The organism is Arenibacter catalasegens (genome assembly GCF_002909235.1).
In the GTDB taxonomy this organism is placed as follows: Bacteria; Bacteroidota; Bacteroidia; order Flavobacteriales; family Flavobacteriaceae; genus Arenibacter; species Arenibacter catalasegens.
Genome location: NZ_PHQQ01000029.1, coordinates 24,884 through 44,838 on the forward strand (window position 1 = coordinate 24,884; position 19,955 = coordinate 44,838).

Annotated in this window: 16 protein-coding genes; 12 read left to right on the forward strand and 4 right to left on the reverse strand. The window is 38.2% G+C overall.

All coding sequences use genetic code 11. The features are described 5' to 3' along the window. Positions 1 to 15: 15 nt before the first annotated feature. From rsmA to CWD90_RS19215, 7 genes are all read left to right on the forward strand, one after another. Positions 16 to 888, forward strand: coding sequence for a 16S rRNA (adenine(1518)-N(6)/adenine(1519)-N(6))-dimethyltransferase RsmA (gene rsmA / locus CWD90_RS19180; protein ID WP_103477680.1), 873 nt, complete (start codon positions 16 to 18; stop codon positions 886 to 888). Further along, positions 875 to 2,227 (forward strand): magnesium transporter, encoded by a 1,353-nt coding sequence (mgtE, locus tag CWD90_RS19185; RefSeq protein ID WP_103477681.1) that lies wholly within the window; start codon positions 875 to 877, stop codon positions 2,225 to 2,227. Before rsmA ends, mgtE begins: the two co-directional genes overlap by 14 nt. 311 nt (positions 2,228 to 2,538) lie before the next feature. Beyond that, positions 2,539 to 3,144 (forward strand): helix-turn-helix domain-containing protein, encoded by a 606-nt coding sequence (locus tag CWD90_RS19195; protein ID WP_103477683.1) that lies wholly within the window; start codon positions 2,539 to 2,541, stop codon positions 3,142 to 3,144. A 260-nt stretch (positions 3,145 to 3,404) separates the two neighbouring features. After that, a complete protein-coding gene (locus CWD90_RS19200; RefSeq protein WP_103477684.1) occupies positions 3,405 to 4,343 on the forward strand; it encodes a 2-hydroxyacid dehydrogenase in 939 nt (312 codons plus the stop codon). 106 nt (positions 4,344 to 4,449) lie between these two features. Beyond that, positions 4,450 to 4,836 (forward strand): VOC family protein, encoded by a 387-nt coding sequence (locus CWD90_RS19205; RefSeq protein ID WP_103477685.1) that lies wholly within the window; start codon positions 4,450 to 4,452, stop codon positions 4,834 to 4,836. Positions 4,837 to 4,890: 54 nt separating this feature from the next. Further along, positions 4,891 to 5,358: an NINE protein gene (locus CWD90_RS19210; protein WP_103477686.1), complete on the forward strand. Its 468-nt coding sequence runs from the start codon at positions 4,891 to 4,893 to the stop codon at positions 5,356 to 5,358. Positions 5,359 to 5,481: 123 nt separating this feature from the next. Next, positions 5,482 to 5,973: a GNAT family N-acetyltransferase gene (locus tag CWD90_RS19215; protein ID WP_103477687.1), complete on the forward strand. Its 492-nt coding sequence runs from the start codon at positions 5,482 to 5,484 to the stop codon at positions 5,971 to 5,973. A 38-nt stretch (positions 5,974 to 6,011) separates the two neighbouring features. On the opposite strand, the gene CWD90_RS19220 is transcribed toward CWD90_RS19215, so the two are convergent. The 3 genes from CWD90_RS19220 to CWD90_RS19230 form a co-directional block, all read right to left on the reverse strand. Further along, positions 6,012 to 7,835: a GNAT family N-acyltransferase gene (locus tag CWD90_RS19220; RefSeq protein WP_103477688.1), complete on the reverse strand. Its 1,824-nt coding sequence runs from the start codon at positions 7,833 to 7,835 to the stop codon at positions 6,012 to 6,014. Positions 7,836 to 7,921: 86 nt separating this feature from the next. Further along, positions 7,922 to 9,172, reverse strand: coding sequence for an aspartate kinase (locus CWD90_RS19225; RefSeq protein ID WP_103477689.1), 1,251 nt, complete (start codon positions 9,170 to 9,172; stop codon positions 7,922 to 7,924). Further along, the gene (locus CWD90_RS19230; protein ID WP_103477690.1) at positions 9,169 to 9,648 is read right to left on the reverse strand and encodes a GNAT family N-acetyltransferase; all 480 of its coding nucleotides are present in this window, start codon (positions 9,646 to 9,648) and stop codon (positions 9,169 to 9,171) included. The genes CWD90_RS19225 and CWD90_RS19230 overlap by 4 nt, the downstream gene beginning before the upstream one ends. A 113-nt stretch (positions 9,649 to 9,761) precedes the next feature. On the opposite strand from CWD90_RS19230, the gene fbp reads away from it, so the two are divergent. Beyond that, complete coding sequence (gene fbp / locus CWD90_RS19235) at positions 9,762 to 10,769, forward strand: class 1 fructose-bisphosphatase (RefSeq protein ID WP_103477691.1); 1,008 nt, start codon at positions 9,762 to 9,764, stop codon at positions 10,767 to 10,769. Positions 10,770 to 10,817: 48 nt separating this feature from the next. Here fbp and CWD90_RS19240 read toward each other — a convergent pair whose 3' ends face one another. Then, entirely contained in the window at positions 10,818 to 11,240 is a 423-nt protein-coding gene (locus CWD90_RS19240; RefSeq protein WP_103477692.1) for a tellurite resistance TerB family protein, read from the reverse strand. 450 nt (positions 11,241 to 11,690) lie between these two features. Between CWD90_RS19240 and CWD90_RS19245 the strand changes: the two genes are divergently transcribed. From CWD90_RS19245 to CWD90_RS19260, 4 genes are all read left to right on the forward strand, one after another. Next, positions 11,691 to 13,733, forward strand: a complete 2,043-nt coding sequence (locus CWD90_RS19245; RefSeq protein ID WP_103477693.1) for a response regulator — start codon at positions 11,691 to 11,693, stop codon at positions 13,731 to 13,733. A gap of 543 nt (positions 13,734 to 14,276) precedes the next feature. Continuing rightward, complete coding sequence (locus tag CWD90_RS19250) at positions 14,277 to 14,789, forward strand: heme-binding domain-containing protein (RefSeq protein ID WP_103477694.1); 513 nt, start codon at positions 14,277 to 14,279, stop codon at positions 14,787 to 14,789. Positions 14,790 to 15,092: 303 nt separating this feature from the next. Continuing rightward, the gene (locus CWD90_RS19255) at positions 15,093 to 16,244 is read left to right on the forward strand and encodes a FecR family protein (protein WP_103477695.1); all 1,152 of its coding nucleotides are present in this window, start codon (positions 15,093 to 15,095) and stop codon (positions 16,242 to 16,244) included. Between the two features lie 191 nt (positions 16,245 to 16,435). Next, positions 16,436 to 19,945 (forward strand): SusC/RagA family TonB-linked outer membrane protein, encoded by a 3,510-nt coding sequence (locus tag CWD90_RS19260; protein ID WP_157941278.1) that lies wholly within the window; start codon positions 16,436 to 16,438, stop codon positions 19,943 to 19,945. Positions 19,946 to 19,955: the final 10 nt, after the last annotated feature.

Genomic DNA, 19,955 nt, shown 5'->3' on the forward strand with positions numbered 1-19,955 from the left:
TTATTACGAAGCGCCATGAGTAAAAAAGGAAAAAAACCATTTCATTCCAAAAAAGAGAAGTTTAATAGACCGTGGAAGGAGGAAAGCCCCGTAAAGGCAAAAAAACATTTAGGGCAACATTTTTTGAAAGATGAGACTGTTGCGCAGCAAATTGGGGATACCCTTACGTTGAACGGATATCGCAATGTTATAGAAATAGGCCCGGGTACGGGAGTGCTTACCAAATATTTGTTGGAAAAGGATATCGATTTGGTGGCCATGGATCTGGATGCAGATTCCATAATTTACCTAAACCACAGTTTTCCTCTAGAACACAATAAGGTAATGCAGCGCACGGGTGAGTTTAAGGTTTTGGAGGCAGATTTTTTAAAGTATGACCTATGGACCCTTTTTGGGGAAGAGCAGTTTGCCATAACCGGTAATTTTCCGTACAATATTTCGACGCAGATTGTTTTTAAGATGTTGGAATTTAAAGATCAGGTTCCCGAATTTACAGGGATGTTTCAAAAAGAGGTAGCGGAAAGAATTTGTGAAAAGGAGGGGAGTAAGGCCTATGGTATACTTTCCGTATTGGTGCAGGCCTTTTACGATGCTGAATATTTATTTACAGTGTCTCCAGAAGTTTTTGATCCGCCGCCAAAAGTACAGTCGGGAGTATTAAGGCTCATAAGGAAGTCCAACTTCCATTTGGAAGTGGATGAAAGATTATTCAAGCAGGTGGTAAAAGCAGTCTTTAATCAACGTAGGAAGACGATTCGTAACAGTTTAAAAACCTTCAATCTTTCTGATGTTCTCAAAGAAGATGCTATATTTGGCCTGCGTCCGGAACAATTAACGGTTGCGGACTTCATTTCGTTGACACAGAAGATAGCAAATGACACCATTTAAACTCACCGAGGAATATTTAGTTGATATAGAGCAGCTAATAGACAGCAAGCAGGATGCCCAATTGGCTGCCCTGTTAGCTGAGGTGCATTATGCGGATGTGGCGGAGATTATCAATGAATTGGACGAGGACCACGCTACCTATCTCATAAAACTTCTCGATAGCGAAAAAACATCGGAAACCCTTACGGAGTTGGATGTTGATGTACGGGAAGCCATCCTTGCCAACCTTTCGGCCAAGGAAATAGCAGGAGAACTGGATGAGTTGGATACGGATGATGCCGCAGATATTATAGGAGAGCTTCCCAAAGGGATGGTCCAAGAGGTTATTTCGGAATTGGAGGACAGGGAGCATGCCAAGCATATTGTTGACCTGTTGCGCTATGACGAAAATTCCGCAGGGGGACTTATGGCTAAGGAATTGGTCAAAGTCAATGAGAATTGGAACGTACTTACCTGTGTAAAGGAAATGAGGGCACAGGCGGAAAAAGTGACCAGGGTGCATTCCATTTATGTGGTAGATGATGAAGGCAAACTAAAAGGTCGACTTTCTCTGAAAGATTTGCTAACCACCTCTACAAAGACCCATATTAGTGAAGTTTATATACCCAAGGTAGATGCGGTCAACGTAAATGAAAAACCGGAGGAAGTTGCCAAAATTATGTCGAAATACGATTTGGAGGCTATTCCGGTAATCGATGAAATAGGTAGGCTTGTAGGCCGTATTACTATAGATGATATTGTAGATGTTATAAGGGAAGAAGCAGAAAAGGATTATCAGTTGGCAGCTGGTATTTCTCAAGATGTAGAGGCGGATGACAGTATTTGGGACCTGACCAGAGCCAGATTGCCATGGTTGTTTCTGGGCCTTTTGGGAGGTGTAGGGGCAGCAGCCATTATGGGGGGCTTTGAGACACTGATGAGCGATTATGGCGTACTATTCTTCTTTACCCCACTAATAGCGGCTATGGCCGGTAATGTTGGGGTGCAATCCAGTGCTATTATGGTGCAGGGTTTGGCCAATGATGATCTTAAAGGGAGTATTGGTGGTAGGCTTGTAAAAGAAATGTTGCTGGCTTTGCTCAATGGGTCGGTTTTGGCATCCATACTATTATTTTTTACTTGGATATGGAAAGGTAGTTTTCTTACCTCCTTGGCTATTTCCATTTCCCTGATAACGGTAACCGTAGTGGCCGGAATTATTGGAACATTTATACCGTTGTTCTTGCATAAAAGGGGCATAGATCCTGCCATTGCTACAGGGCCTTTTATTACCACTAGCAATGATATTTTTGGAATTTTAATATATTTTTCCATCGCCAAGGTTATATTGGGAATCTAGGGCACTCCACCTTCTTTGGCGGTGGCGGGCTTTCCGCGCTACATGGTAGCCAGCTGCAATCCCTAGTGCAAAATCTTCATTTAATTTTATTTGCAGATAAACCTCATTGGTCTTTAGGGAATAAGGGTGATTAAGTTTGGGGCAGAAGCTATTTAATCCAAAGCTATAGGTGAAATTCAATGCCATTGCATTGGCCTTAAACGACCTAAATGGGAGCGGTCGCCACAGTTGACGTAAAGATGTCATAAGGATGACGCTACCTAAACATCAGATCTCATTTAGTTTTGTTTTAAATTATTTAAACTCCAAGAATGAAGAATAGAAATTTAGCAAAAAGGGTAAAGGAATTAAGAAAAAGAAATGGCTTGTCCCAAGAGGGGCTAACTGAAAATTCGGGACTTAGTTTAAGAACAATCCAACGTATTGAGAACGGAGAAACCGAACCAACAGCTGATACCCTTAAACGAATAGCAAAAGCATTAAATGTTACACCAAACGAACTAGTAGATTGGGCAATTGTTGAGGATAAAGGTTTTTTGAAAGCTCTAAACTTATCTGCACTTACTTTTCTTTTCTTCCCCTTACTTGGAATTCTTGTTCCGTTAATAATGTGGATTTCTAAAAAAGACAAATTGAAGGACATTAATAGAATTGGTAAGGATGTAATCAATTTCGAAATTACCTGGACAATTATTTTTTCCCTCGGGTTTGTATGTAATGCGATCTATATGGCCTACTCCTTGAAGTCTACTGGAGTTGTTTCCATGAGCAATATAATTTCGGGTATAAGATTTAATATGTTCTTTCTAATTTTTATGTATTTATTTAATTTTGTCTCCATAATATTCAATACGTTTTTAATTGATAAAGAAAAAGAGGTTAGATATTTTCCGAAGATTAAATTTTTGGGAAAATAATATATTTCCAGTCGGCACATTGGGAAAAGGTTAAGTGGTTTCGGGGAATAGTAGAAATTCAGGCCGAAAATTTTTCCTATTGTATAAAGAAAGTGAAAGTGTCTTCAAATCTTGACTATTTACCGTCGATAATACCGCTCAATTTATTATATCCAGACTAATGGCTTATTACAATTCATATTAAATTATGAAAAAATAGTCTTGGTTCTTGTTTCCAGTAGTAAAGTGGTCTTGTATCTTTACGGCATAATAAAAATTTTATGAAAGTCCTCCATCTAGATGTAAATCACCCATTGATCATTGAACAATTTAATGCTTTGGGGTTTCAAAATGACGAAGATTACACCTCCACTAAAGAGCAGATCGAAAAGAAAATAAGTGAATATGATGGTCTCATCATCAGGAGTAGGTTCACTATTGATGAAGCTTTTTTGGATAAGGCCACCAACCTAAAGTTTATTGGACGATTGGGAGCTGGGTTGGAAAATATAGACACCGAACATGCCAAGCGACTGGGAATTTTTCTAGCAGCTGCGCCTGAAGGAAACAGGAATGCCGTTGGGGAACATGCATTGGGAATGTTATTGTCGCTCTTTAATAAACTTAATAAGGCGGATCAAGAGGTGAGAAATGGGAAATGGGACCGGGAAGGTAACCGTGGTATTGAACTGGACGGTAAAACCGTAGGAATCATTGGCTATGGCAATATGGGAAAGGCCTTCGCCAAGAAGCTAAAGGGCTTTGATGTAGAGGTTATTTGCTATGATATAGTTGGCGGTGTGGGTGATGAGAACGCTAGGCAAGTAGGGATTATGGAATTAAAACAAAGGGCAGAGGTAATAAGTTTACATGTGCCTCAGACGGACTCGACCAAGAATATGATAAATGCCGAGTTTTTAAAAGATTTCCGGAACCCGCTTTGGTTGATCAATACTGCTAGGGGCAAATGCGTGGTTACAGAGGATCTTGTGGCCGCAATGAAAGAGGGTAAAATACTTGGAGCTGGTTTGGATGTCCTTGAATATGAAAAAAAGTCTTTCGAAGATATGTTTAGTGAGTCAGGATTACCAGAGGCCTTTACCTATTTGATCAATGCGGAGAATGTATTGCTTACGCCCCATGTGGCTGGATGGACCGTAGAGAGTAAAATTAAATTGGCACAGACTGTGGTAGATAAGATAAAGGGGAAATTTTGTTAAGCCAGTGGTGTTAGGAGCTATTTAAGTTTTTTGGCACACATGGTTTACCTTTAATATATAGAATTGTCGTACATTCTAAAATTAAGGAAATCAAAATAGGGCTATCATGAAAAATAGAGTTACAGGATTGGGAGGTTTTTTCTTTAAGACCAAAGACCCCAATGGTATTAAACAATGGTATAATAAACACCTTGGACTCAACACCGATCAATATGGCTGTACTTTTTGGTGGAAAGATAAGGAGGGTGGCGATTGTTCTACGCAATGGAGCCCTATGAAAGAGGATACTCCCTATTTTAAACCCAGCAAATCTACCTTTATGATGAACTTCAGAGTGGAGAATTTGGTGGAGCTACTTAAAGTTTTAGAGGAAGAAGGAGTTACCATTGTAGGTGAAATTGAAGAGTATAATTACGGTAAATTTGGATGGATTTTAGACCCCGATGGCAATAAATTGGAATTATGGGAACCTAATGATAAAGCGTTTCTTTGATTGGGAAATAATTATTACATTTAGTTCAATTATTAATCAACTAAAAAAACAACCATGTCAGAAGAAAACAAGGATTTAGGCGATAAGGCAGAGGACGCTGCTAAAAGTGCCAAGGAATCGGCAAAGGAGTTTGCAAAAGATGCCAAGGAATCCGCCAAGGAATTTACAGAGGACACTAAGGAAGCTGCAAAGGACTTTGGGCAGGAAGCCAAAAAAACGGCTAATGAATTCAAGGAAGGTTTGGCAGGGGCCGGAGGAGACAACAAAAAATTACTGGCAGGAATCTTGGCAATAGTATTTGGCCAATTGGGGGTCCATAAATTTATAATGGGATATCAGAAAGAGGGAATTATAATGTTGGTGTCAACTGTAATTGGTTATGCTACTATGTGTTTTATAATTGGTAGTTTTATAGTGATGGCTACTGCAATCATTGGTCTCATAGAAGGTATTATTTACCTTACCAAATCGGATGAAGAATTTTATAACACTTATCAAGTAGGTAAAAAACCTTGGTTCTAAGAATAGTTTAAAGTCAGGTTTTATGGGTCTGACTTTATTTTTGACAATATTTATCGTAATATTACGATAAATAGGACATCCAATCCGGGTGGTTAGTATCTACTTGTTCTTAAAGGATTTCAAATGGAAATACGACACATGAATAATAGCGATTGGCCAGTGGTAGCTCAAATATATCAGCAGGGAATGGATACGGGCGTTGCTACATTTGAGAAAGCGGTGCCTTCGCTCCAGGTGTGGGATGCCGCACATCTAAAGATAGGAAGATTGGTGGCAGCCAATGGGGAAACCATATTGGGATGGGCTGCACTTTCCCCTGTGTCTAACAGATGCGTTTATGGCGGTGTAGCAGAGGTAAGTATTTATATTGGGCAGGGCCATCGAGGCCAAGGGGTAGGAAAATTGCTTATGCATCAATTAATTGTTGAAAGTGAAAGGGCAGGAATTTGGACCTTGCAATCGGGAATATTTCCCGAAAATAAAGGAAGTGTGAAATTGCATCTCGATATTGGATTTCGCTTTATAGGTAAAAGGGAGCGTATAGGCCAACGTGATAATGTCTGGAAAGATAACCTGTTATTTGAAAGGAGAAGTACCGTTGTAGGGGCGCAGTAAAGCATTTTATGCCTAATAAAGATGGCTTAAGGAGATTTCTAGATCGGGCCTCCATCATCCTGCTGCCCTTCTGCCAACTTCCGCTCCAATTCTGCCTGAAACTCTTCCATTACTGGCTTCACCGTACTTTCTGGTAGATCGGCTATCTTAATATACATTAATCCGTCCACTGAATTGTTAAATAAGGGGTCTACATTAAATGCAACAACCTTGGCATTTTGTTTAATATATTTTTTGATCAATACCGGAAGTCTTAAGCTTCCCGGTTCCACTTCTTCAATTAGTTTATCAAACTTATTAAGATCGGCTTCGCTTTCATCAAATATAAAATCTTTGTCGGCATCGTTGAGCTTTACCTTAAATTCCTTTTTGGGTCTAATGTATTGTGCTACATAGGGGTCCCAATAATTACTTTTCATAAACTCTATCATCAAGGACTTTGAAAAGTTGGAAAACTGATTACTTATACTAACACCGCCAATTAAAAATTGGTGGTCAGGAAATCGCAAGGTAGTATGTACAATTCCTTTCCATAAAAGGAAAAGTGGCATTGGTTTTTGTTGATATTGCTTAATAATATAGGCCCGGCCCATTTCTATTGATTTGGACATCATGCTATATAATTCAGGCTCAAATCGAAAAAGATCTTGTAAATAAAACCCGTCTATACCGTGTTCCTCAAATATTTCGGAACCCATTCCCATTCGGTAAGCCCCTACAATTACTTTTTCCTCATCGTCCCAAAGGAAGAGGTGGCGATAATAACTGTCAAATTTATCCAGGTCAATGGAATTGTTGGTTCCTTCACCAATCGCTCTGAAGGTAACTTCGCGCTGCCTGCCTATCTCTTGTAAAATAAAGGGCATGTCCAAAGCCTTGGCCAAAAAGACTTCGTAATTTTTGCTTTGTAACAGTCTACAATCTTTCTCCCTTAATAGCTCAATTTCCTCCTGTATAATCTCGGTACTTACAGCAGTGGCAATCTTTCGAGGTGCTTTAGGAATTTTTAAACTGTTGGGAATAGAGTCCAACAACCTTTCCTTTTCATAGGCATTGGAAAGCATATATGTTTTGCGGCGCAATAGATCCGAAAATTCTGCTAAATTTTCCTGTTCGTTCTGAGTTTGTACAGAAATGGGTTGCCCAATACGCACTTTAATGATCCTGTTCTTCTGGCTGGTAACTTCGGAGGGTAATTTAGCGGTACGAAATATATCGCTTATTTTGGATAAATGATAAAATAATCGACTGTTTTTTGCATGAAAATAAATGGGCACTACAGGCACTTCAGCTCTTCTTATAAGTTTCAAGGCAGCTTCTTCCCATGGCCTGTCCACTATTAATTTCCCATCTTTATAGGTAGATACTTCGCCTGCAGGAAAAATACCCAAAGGATGGCCGTCCCTCAAATGCTGCATAGCACTCTTAAACCCAGAAATGCTGCTTTTGGCATCCTTATGGGTTTCAAAAGGGTTAACGGGAAGAATATAGGGCGACATAGGTTCTATCCTATTCAATAGGAAGTTGGCAATTATCTTGAAATCAGATCTGTAATTTAAAAGTAATTTTAACAGTAGTACACCGTCTATCCCACCAAGGGGATGATTGGAAATAGTAATATAACAACCTTGTTTTGGCAATCGTTTAAAATCTTCCTCTGGAATCTCAAATTTTATCTGATAATGGGCCAAAATGGCATCCAGAAAAGCAAGTCCTTCCAAATGCTTATGGTCGTCATAAAAACGGTTAATACTGGAAATTTTGGTTATCCTCATGAGCAACCAACCAATAAATGTTCCCAGAAAGCCGTATTTATCCAGATTAATAGCCTTGGCTACTTCCTTTGCGGTTACTAAACCCATGCCTTAGTGTAGTTTGGTCAGCGCTAAGATAGGAAAATCACTACACCTATTCCTATTATAACGTACCAACAAATAAATTCATATTCCTATTGCACTACCAATTGCACTGTTTCCTTGCCACGTTGTTCAAGCAATATCTCCTTGCCATTTTGGAGAGATGTTAAAGCTTCTGTATCAAAATGCCTAATGGTATACAAGGAAACACCTTCATGGTGTACTACCTTAAACCTACTTTTCAATTGGTTCAAAAGCTCCTCTAATTTGCCAAATTTATTATCGACACAGACTGAAAAACTTATCGCTGAATTCTGGATCAGGTCTACTTTCATCTGATGATCGTGAAGCATTTTAAACAATTCGCTTATGCTGTCCTCTACTATAAACGAGAAATCCAGAGAAGAAAGCTTCATTAGGACTTGGTTCTTCTTGACTATAAAGCAAGGCACTTTGGGTTCTATACCCACTCCTTTTCCAACGGTTGTGCCCTTGTCCTTAGGATTGATAAAGGATTTTACATGCAAAGGTATTTCCTTCCTCTGCAGGGGTTGTAAGGTTTTTGGGTGTATTACGGAAGCACCATAAAAAGCAAGTTCTATAGCTTCACGATAAGAAATTTTGTTTAACAATTCGGTTTTTTCAAAATATCTGGGGTCAGCGTTCAAAACCCCTGGTACATCTTTCCATATGGTCACCTCCTCTGCATTTAGGCAATAGGCTAAAATGGCAGCGGAGTAGTCGGAACCTTCCCGGCCCAAGGTGGTTGTAAAATTGTTGTCATCACTGCCCAAAAAGCCTTGGGTAATATTTAATTTGCGCTGATCTACCTTTTCAGTAACATTTGTTTGGGTTTTCTCCCAATTTACTATGGCATCGCGATAATCATCATTGGTTTTGATCAAGGATCGCACGTCCAACCATTGATTGGCTATGCCTATTTCATTGAAGTAGGCACTGAGAATGGTAGTGGACACCAATTCTCCATAACCAACAACTTGATCATAGATAAAGCCGTATTTAGGAGATTTGTTCCAGACCAAAAACCCTTGCACCTCATCAAAAAGAGTTTTGACACTTGCAAATACGGGGTGCTTATCATTAGGAAATAGGTCATGCAGAATAGTTTCGTGGTACTGAATAACTTCATGTACTGCCGAGGGCAACAACGATTTATCCTTGAAATAGGCGTTTACAACATTTTCCATGGCATTGGTGGTCTTGCCCATTGCAGAAACTACCAACAAGGTATTTTCATGACCAACCTCTTTTAAAACGTTAACAACGTTCTTTACACTGTCAGCATCTTTAACTGATGCTCCTCCAAATTTAAAAACCCTCATAGTATATTTAAAAATGTTTGAATTCCTTTTTCGTCCAAATGAACTACATTCCAATCTCTCAAGACCTTGGCACCCCTGCTTTCGTAAAATGAAATTGCCGGATCGTTCCAGTCCAGGACCTCCCAGTTAATGCGTTTTACGCCCAGTTTATGTCCATGTTCCACAACCTTGGTCAATAAGGCGGCACCTAGCCCGCTTCCTCTCATTGATTCGGTAACAATTAAATCTTCCAAATGGATAATGGGGCCTTTCCAAGTGGAGTACCTGTTATATATCAGGGCCATCCCTACCACATCGCCGTTAGATTCCGCAACATAGCAATGAAATAACTTGTTGGTGCCAAATCCATCCCTCTGTAAATCTTCAACACTTACCTCAACCGCATTGTCTTCTTTTTCGAAAACGGCCAACTCTTTTATCAATTTGTGCACTTGAGCCATATCCTTGGCTTCGGCATCTCGAATGATGTATTCCATAATTGTTACAAATAAAACACAAAGTTATAAATTTAAAAAATCAATATATTACGAAAACGTTGTAGTTTCACAAATTAACCGATATTTGTGCTCAAATAAACAATGCTTTAGCTATGTATAGAAAAAATACTACCCTAGGGGAATTCATTATTGAAAACCAATCCTCTTTTCAATATTCCTCAGGGGAGCTTTCTAAACTTATAAATGCAATTAGATTGGCGGCAAAGGTCGTTAGCCACGAGGTTAATAAGGCGGGCTTGGTCGATATTATTGGTGCTGCCGGGGATACCAATATTCAAGGAGAAGACCAACAAAAATTGGATGTTTTGGCCAACGAAAAGTTTATTCAGACATTAATTAATCGGGAAATCGTTTGTGGCATCGCTTCTGAAGAGGAAGATGATTTTATTAGTATCAATAGTAGTGACAAGAAGCACCAAAATAAATACATTGTTTTGATTGATCCCTTGGATGGGTCTTCCAATATAGATGTGAATGTTTCGGTGGGGACCATATTCTCCATTTATAGAAGGGTAACCCCTATTGGTACACCCGTAGCCTTGGAAGATTTTTTGCAGCCTGGGAGGGCTCAAATTGCAGCCGGTTATATTGTGTACGGAACCTCTACCATGCTGGTCTATACTACGGGTGATGGTGTAAATGGTTTTACTTTAAATCCAGCACTGGGAACTTTTTATCTCTCACATCCCAATATGGAATTTCCGGAAACCGGTAAAATCTACTCTGTAAACGAAGGTAATTATGTGCATTTCCCTCAAGGTGTCAAGGATTATATTAAATATTGCCAGAAAGAGGAAGGGGATAGGCCCTATACCTCAAGATATATAGGTTCTTTGGTGTCCGATTTTCACAGAAATATGATCAAGGGTGGTATCTATCTTTATCCCAAGAGCAGTGTGGCGGCCGAAGGTAAATTGAGGTTACTTTACGAGTGCAACCCTATGGCTTTTATTGCCGAGCAAGCCAATGGGATTGCAAGTAATGGATTTAAACCTATCTTGGATTTAAAGCCCACAGAATTGCATCAAAGGGTACCCTTCTTTTGTGGAAGTAGAAAAATGGTTGAAAAGGCCGAGGAATTTATGCAGGCCGCAAAATAAGAAAAGGAGCCCTGGGCTCCTTTTCAATTATATAATCAGAATGTAGATCTAGTGTTTTAAAAGATATAAATAATCCTCAAAATCAATTTTTCCAGTAAAAATATCTATAGATCGTTTAATAATCAAATTGGCACTTTCAGACCTATACCCCAAACCAATGGCGTATTTTGTTATCAGAGCCCGCTCCTCTTCATCAATGACATTGTCAACAAAAATAATTCTGAACAAATCAAATAATCTCTCCAGGCGTTCTTCAGAACTGGCAGGTGGGTTAATTGGATATTTATTGTCCGATTTCATAACCTCCTGGTATTCGGATTCGGTAATGTCAAGTTTATTGGCGAAACGGTCCAATAATTCTTTTTCTTTGGTGTTTATTGCACCGTCAATGGCGGCTAAAGTGGTAATGGACGCAAAATGCGCTAAATTTCTTCTGTGTGTACCAGTACTATATAAATCTACATAAGACATACTCATAGTTTTTATTTAGAACAAAGATAAATTTTTTAGAAAAGTTTATTTAGAAATTTCTTTAATTATTTCATCTACGGCATTGTCCTAGGTTTTGCACCGCTGAAAAATAATGGATACTTAAGTAATTTAGAAATATTTATATCCCCCATAGCCAAAAGGACCAACTAAACTGCTATGGTGATCTTTCAATCATAAAAGGAGCTTTGGCTGTTATCTATTAACTCATAATCTACTTTCGGATCCTAAGGCCAGCTCCAAAAGAAATGAGAAAAAGTAACTTGGGCAGTGAACTTCAATGTTAATTCGTCGGTAATAGGTGTAAAGTTAAAATTAAGATAACAGTAATAAATAGGCTTAATTTTATATGCCTATGAAAAAGGGGGTATTTTTTATTTATTGTGATATCTTTGACTGTACTAATAATTTACGTTCTAGAGAACTCCTAACATGTCCTTTAAATTTTCAAAAAAAGAACTAATATATCCTGTTGCTGTTTTTGCAGTTTTAATGATTGTTGTTACTCTTTTATGGAATCATTCATTGAATTCGGACAGAGAATTACTTAAAAGGGAGCTAGAGGTTAATGGACTTCTACAATCCCAATCATTTTTATCTTCTGGTCAAAATAGTATATTGGCCTTGGAGAATCTTATGGAACGTATGGAAATGAGCCATGGGGATTATTTTCAATATTGGGAAGAGGATGCGCTACTTATTCTAAAGCAAAATCCATCCTTTAAATTTGTAGAATGGATAGATAGTTCACAAGTTATCAGAAAAATTTTGCCTTTAAAAGGAAATGAGGCCGCTTTGGGTTTGGACATTTCGAGAAATCCTCGGCAAGCGGAATGGATGAGGCATGTGAAGGATTCTTCTACCAATTTAACATCATGGACAGCCTTAACGCAGGGAGGCCATTCCTTTTTGGTAGATGTCCCCGTCTTTTTTGGAGGGAAGTTTCAAGGAACTATTACAGCTGGAATGGATTTTACTGCGCCCTTTAATGAACTGGCAATAGGTATGAAAAACTACGCTATTGAAATTAAGGATGATAAGGGTGCCACTTTCTATACCTATAATAACCCAACACCGAGTGACTTTAGTGAAGACCTTATTTTTGTTAGGTCCTATGAGGTGGATGAATTTGATCAGCAAAATTGGACCTTTTATTTAATGCCTCGCAGTAAAGCTATATTGGCAGAAAGGAAAATGTCGTCTAACAGTATTTTAATTTTTGGGATATTAATATCCCTGCTTATGAGTGCATTGCTTTATTTTTATCAATCTTCCAGAATTGAAAACAAACGCTTTCGGGAATTAAATTTAAAACTTAAAAACACCAATAAAAGTATTAGGGATGAGCGGATAAAGGCGGAGCGGGCGTCCAAGGCCAAAACGGAGTTTGTGTCCAATATGAGCCATGAGATCAGAACCCCTTTAAATGCCATAATGGGTTTTATTGAGGTTTTAAAAGAGTCGAAAATTGATAGTTCTTTAATGGAGTATCTATCCTTGATGGATGTCTCTTCGAAAAAATTACTTTTGTTGGTGAACGATATTTTGGAAATAGACAAAATAGAATCTGGCCAAATAACGTTTAAAAAAGATGTCTTTTCCCCATCTGAGGAACTTAGGAATATTATTAGTATTTATGGTCCCAGTATTGAGGCTAAAGGGCTTTATGTGCGCTCCGATATGGATTCGGGTACAAAAACCCACGTTATAGGCGATGTTGGAAAATTTGGCCAGATCCTTACAAATCTTTTAAAGAATGCCTTAAAATTTACCGAGGAAGGCGGAATAGATATTACCTACGAGGAATATATACTCAAAAATGACCTTAATATTAGTATAGGTATAAAGGATTCTGGAATAGGAATTCCAAAAAACAAGCTTAAAACCATTTTTGATAGGTTTACGCAAATAGATTCTGGTATTACAAAAAGACATGAAGGTAGCGGTCTTGGGTTATATATTACCTATCTTTTAATAGAACTGCTGGAAGGTCACATTGAAGTTGACAGTACAGAAGGTGTTGGTTCGGAGTTTATGATAACTTTCAGTTTTCCTATAACGGAGGTACAACCGGAAATAATAGCGCCATTAGCAAATATTATAGATTTAAGTGGATTTAAGGTTTTAATTGTCGACGATAATAGGATAAATGTGTTAGTGCTCAAGAAGACCTTGGATACCTTTGGTATAAACACTTATTGGGTAGGCAATGGAAAGGAGGCCGTAGTTGCGGTAGCCGAAAACGAATATGATTTGGTCTTTATGGATATCCATATGCCAGAAATGGATGGTTTTGAGGCTACTGTGGAAATAAGGAAGTCCAATAAGGACATTATTATTATAGGTTTCTCTGCAGATGTTACCAAGGAAACGATCCAAGGGGCCATGGAAGTTGGAATGAACGACTACTTTACGAAACCAATTTCGTTCGATAAACTTAGGCAGAATTTATCCAATTACCTTGTGAGGGTGTAGTGCTTTTATCCTAGGCTACTTTATCTGTTTTAATTAATCCGCTTCAATAATTTCAGGATGATTGTACTTCAAGTTGCGTAGCTAAATTTTTAATTCAACCTATACTGTAAAGCGTTAATGGAATTTTTGTACCACTATAGAACAGTCTGCTAACAATCACATTGGCTAATTTAAAAGTAATATCTAAGTTATGATCAGGACGAAACGGTGCTATTCCTATTTTTTTGAAGATTATTACCAACAATATCAGCCTTAATGGTTAATTTCTCAATCCCTAAATCAAAATACAGCAAAAAAAACCGATGCGACCATCGGTTTAGTTTAGCTAATTCAAATTATAAGAACGTATCCTTTTTTAGGTTACTGTAAAATAACACTAAATTGTAATTTGGTGTGTTAAGCTAAGACAGTCAATCGGTTAGGTTGGTGTTAAATATTAAACCATTTGCAGCAAAGCCAGTCTAATCTAAAAAAAATACTACTTTAGTACACCACCAAAAATGAATAATCAGGTGTACTTGCCGTTAACCAACAATTTTTATTATGATAAAAAAAATTTTAATAGGCCTTGGTGCTGTATTGATTTTGATTCAATTTATCCGCCCAGACAAGAATGATTCTGATGATACTGCTTACAGTATGTTCAATAAATATGAGGTTTCTGAAGATGTGAAGTATGTCTTGGATGTCTCCTGTATGGATTGCCATTCCAATAAAACGGAATATCCCTGGTACTCCAATGTTCAGCCTGTGGCCTGGTTTTTAAATGATCATGTGGTAGACGGCAAAAAACATTTAAATTTTTCAAACTTCACAAAATTGCCTTTGGCTATTCAATATCACAAATTCGAGGAGATTGTTGAAATGGTGGAAGAGAAGGAAATGCCAATACCCTCATATACCTATTTAGGACTTCATCCAGAAGCCAATCTTACCCAGGGGCAACAGGATAAAATTATGGATTGGTCTAAGGCTCAAATGGCATATTTAAAGGCTAGTTATCCGGCTGATAGTTTGGTAAGGAAGAAAAGGCCCGAGAAATCCCCTTCAAAATAAAATTTCAGGACACGACCTTAATAGGCAGCTTTTGAAGGCAGATTGGCCCTGTGTGTGTCTTTGGTAGGCAACATTGGAGTTATCTATATTTGAACTTAAGAGTTACCCAACATTTCTTCAATTATAATATATTAATATTTTGGAATCTTGGTCCTTTTTTATCAAAGGGCAACGTAATGGTCACCGCTTTTGGCAGTGACCATATTTTTTGTCCAGGCAGTAGTGGAAAAATAAATTTCTTTTTTTTCATTAAAACCTAGGGTGGTCCAATTAGTTTACGTCATATCTAATATAACAGGCATAATGATTCCATCGGATATAGAAAAAGGTATACAAAGATACCTAGCGAAAACGGCAAGTGAACAAGAATTGAAAGAATTGGAGTATTGGTTACAGGACCCGTACAACAAAGAAAGCTTCAATGACTACGTTTTATTGCACCATGCCATTAATATGGGACTTAATAAGGTTGATAATCAACCTATTAAGAATCGCTTGCTTGGTAAAATTAGGAAAAAGAAATCTGGAATATACAGGTTGCAACCGCGAATGCTGCTTAAATTAGTTGCTGTAGTATTTTTACTCCTTGGATTTGGTTATTTTTTTGAACAAAAATTCAATGAAACTAATGTAGAGGAATTAATAGACGCCAACCAGATTACACTTCAGTTGGATAATGGAAATATAGAGGTCATTAGTGAAGATGGTAAGCGAAAGATAATTGATGCAGAAGGAAATGAGGTTGGAGTACAAAAAGGAAATACACTTAACTATAATGAAGGCGTTGATTCGGAAAAACTAATACATAACCAGCTAAATATTCCCAATGGAAAGCAATTTGAATTGGTCCTGTCAGATGGCAGTAGTGTATTTCTTAATTCAGGATCTTCCATAAAGTATCCAGTTAAATTCTTGCCGGGCAAGACCAGAGAGGTAGTCTTGACTGGAGAGGCCTATTTTGCCATTGCAAAAGATAGCATTGATCCATTTATTGTGAATATAAACGATTTAAAAGTACGGGTTTTGGGTACAGAATTCAATCTTTCCTCTTACCCTGAAGATACACTGGTTACTACAGTTTTGGTCAATGGATCGGTTGGGCTTTACAACGGTGATGTTTATGGGCCGTCAACTACCACTTTTATGAAGCCCGGTTTTAGGGGGGTTTATGACCATTCCAGTGGTAACATATCTCTGGACGAGGTAGACACTAGTCTGTATACCAGTTGGAAATCGGGAAAAATGGTGTTCAGAAGTATGCAGTTTAAAAATATCATTAAAAAATTGGAGCGCACTTACAATGTTAGGATTGTAAATAATAATAAAGAACTGGGCGAACAGTATTTTAGTGCCAGTTTCGACAAGGATGAGCTAATGGAACAAATCTTCGCTTCCTTTAGAACAAGCTATAGGTTTGCCTATACGATTGAAAATGATAAAATAACCATAAACTAAACTAGATTACCAGATGAATTAAAAAAAATAAACCGCAAATAAATTCAAAAAAAACTGGAAGATGCGCGAACATCTCCCAGCAAGAAATTTTAGAGTAAATAAATACTCATCTAAATAATCAATACAAAAATATGAAAATCCTTTTTAAAATTAGGGGTAGGCAGCTATGCCCCCCGGAATTTAGTTTAAAAATGAAGTTAACTACCATTTTACTCTTCATTGCACTATTTAATATTAGGGCTAATAACTATGCCCAAAATACGCGAATAAGCCTGGATCTTAAAGAGGTCTCCATTGAAAAAGTCTTAAATGAGATTGAGGCCCATACAGAATTTAAATTTCTGTATAATTTAAAAGATGTGGATATCAGTAAACTTGTTACCCTTAAGGTTAACAAAGAAAAGGTTAGGAATATATTGCAAACGCTTTTTCTCAATACTAATGTGTCCTATGAGGTATTGGACAAACATATTATCCTAAAAAGAAACGAGAAGAAATACATTAAAAGTGTCCCCATTAAATCCGATACTCCGGTACAATCGGAAGTCCAAGGAATTGTTAAGGACAGCGATGGTATAATCTTAGCGGGTGCAAATGTGGTTATAAAAGGAACAACCAAAGGGGTGGTTACCGATTTTGATGGCTATTTTAGTATTGCTGTACCCAATTCGCAAACTGTTCTTGTCTTCTCCTATATAGGAATGGAGACCAAGGAGGTTGTAGTGGGGAACAACACTAATTTAGATGTTGTGATGGACCCTTCTGCCCAAAAAATGGACGAGGTAATTGTTACCGCACTGGGAATGAAGCGAGAAAAAAGAGCTTTGGGATACTCTGTAGGAGAGGTCGATGGCGAAGAAATGAACTTGGTACCTCAAGAAAATGCCTTGGGTGGATTGAGTAGTAGGGTTTCTGGTTTGGATATTCGAAGATCTGGGAACGACTTAAATGCGGAAACCCATGTGTATATCAGGGGTAGAACTTCTTTGTCTGGAAATGATGAGCCTTTGGTTGTTGTAGATGGTTCACCTGTTGGGAGTACTGCTGTTTTGGGCAATATAAGCGCTATGAATATTAAGAGTGTTTCCATATTAAAAGGAGCAAGTGCAGCTGCACTTTACGGTTCCAGAGCAGGTAACGGGGTAATCCTTGTTACTACTAAATCTGGTGAGGGTCTTAAAAAAGGGATTGGGGTTTCATTCTCATCTACAGTCACTTTGAATACGCCCTATAAATATTTTGAAACTCAGGATAGATTTACCAACGGGCAAAGGGGAATTTTTGATGAAGCCACATGGCAACACTGGTACGGCCCAGAAGAAGGCGGCTCAGCGGTACAATGGAATAGCAATGGTGAAGCAGTACCATTAAAGTTTTATAAGAACCCCCAGAAAGATTACTTTAGAACGGGAGTAACCACAATAAACGATGCAAGTATAAGTGGGAATTATGATAAGGGTAACTTTAGATTAGCAATATCCCATTTGAAAGGAGAAGGTTACTCTCCAGGCACCGAACTTCAAAAGCTTGGTTTCCGACTAAATACAGCCTATAAAATAACGGATAATGTAACCGTTTCCACCAATTTTGATGTTTCGAACCCCAATTCTGATAATAATCCAATTCGATATCTAAGTGGTGATAATCAATATTTTGATTTATTCAATATCGCACCACATATAAATATCAATGACCTAAACGGAGATTATTGGGAAACACCGAACGTTGCACAACGCAAGGTTACAGATGGTTACAACAACCCTTGGTTTTCCGCCAATGAACGGAAAAACAAATTTGACAAACTAAGTGGTTTTGGGAATATTAAGCTAGACTGGGAAATTACCTCCAATTTCAAAGCTATGGGGCGTGTAGCTTATAGTGGTAATTACAATAAAGAGGAAACTTTAAAACCATGGTCTTTTCAAGGATTTGGTGGTGGAACAACAAAACCAACAGGGGCGTATAACCTAGATAATAGTAGTTCTAAGGAAACTAACGTAGATGTTTTGTTTTCCTATGATAAGAAATTTGGAGATTTCCGTATATCTCCTTCTGTAGGCGGAAATATATTGAATAGTGAAGTTAACACCTATAGTTCTGGAGGTGACAATTTGGTGCTTCCTGGGTTGTTTACCCTATCCAATGTAACCAGAGGAGGTCTAGAATACAATAGCGGAACTTTTAAAAAGGCGGTATACAGTGTTTATGGGATGGCTACATTGAGCTATAAAAATATGCTCTACTTGGATTTAACGGCACGTAACGATTGGTCCAGTACCCTTCCTAAGGAGAACAGTTCTTACTTTTACCCTTCCGCTTCTGGAAGTGTTCTGGTTTCTGAAATGTTCCAAATGCCATCTTGGATTTCGTTGCTTAAATTACGCTCTGGATGGGCTGAGGTAGGAAAAGATACTGATCCTTATTTAATCCACCCAACTTTAACCCAGGGATATTGGGGCAATGATTTCACCTATTCACTTCCAAGCAGTATGCCAAATACCAAGCTAAAGCCAGAAATAGCTACTTCTTATGAGGTAGGTGCGGATTTAGGTTTCTTTAAGGGTAGATTGGGACTGGAGGCTACCTATTACAAGACTCAAAACAAAAACCAAATTTTAAATGTGAATGTCTCTCCACTTACAGGGTATACCAGTACCACCATTAATGCAGGGAATGTGGAAAATTACGGATTTGAATTTGGATTAAATATGGTTCCTATTAGAACGGAAGATCTTGAATGGAACATGAACTTTAATTTCACCACACAGGAAAGTAAACTTGTAGAATTGGTTGACGGTATTGACCTTGTTAGGTTTGGTGGAGGAACTGATGGTGGTGCTCATACAAAAGTAGGAGGAATCATTGGAGATATGTATTCCCCTTATATAAGAAAGGTAGAGGAAGGTGAGTATGCGGGATGGAATATATTGGATTCCAATGGCAGATGGGATGTCGATAGAAATCGGGAAAACCAAATTAAGGTTGGAAATTTCAATAACGATTTTGCTGTTGGGATGAACACTTCTATTCGATATAAGAACTTTACGCTATCCGCTAGTTTCGACTGGAGGCAGGGTGGAGATTTCTACTCCGAATCTATGAAAAGAATGGCACGTTCGGGAAAAATAGAGGACTGGCAAAATGGGATCAGTTCAAGTACTTATTCAGGGATCTTAGATGCTAATTCTTATGCGGATGGGGCAACATTAGCCAATGAAATCAAATCAAACCCTATTTATAGAGATAATGATGTTTGGGTTGGTGGACGAAATGAAGAGTTAGGTGGATTTGAATTTAACGGAAATTATAACGGAGCTTTCTTTCCAGGGGTAATAGACAATGGCGATGGTACCTATACCGAAAATTTTGGGGATGCTGGCACAAAATTATTTGATGCCTATAGAGTAGTAGAGTCTAGCGGTAGTTTTTGGAGAACCGGATACGCTTTTATGTATGATGCATCCTTTGTTAAGTTAAGGGATATTACCATGACCTATGCATTGCCTGCTCAAGTAGCTAAATTTATTTCGGCAGATAATGTGGCCATTTCCGTTTATGCCAAAAATATTATGCTTTGGACCGCAGCCGGTATCGGAATCGACCCTGAACTAGCCTATGACCAAGGAGCTCAAGGGTTTGAAGAATGGAATGTGGCCCCTTGGACCGCCCCAGTAGGCCTTAGACTAAACATAAGTTTCTAAAAAAAAATAA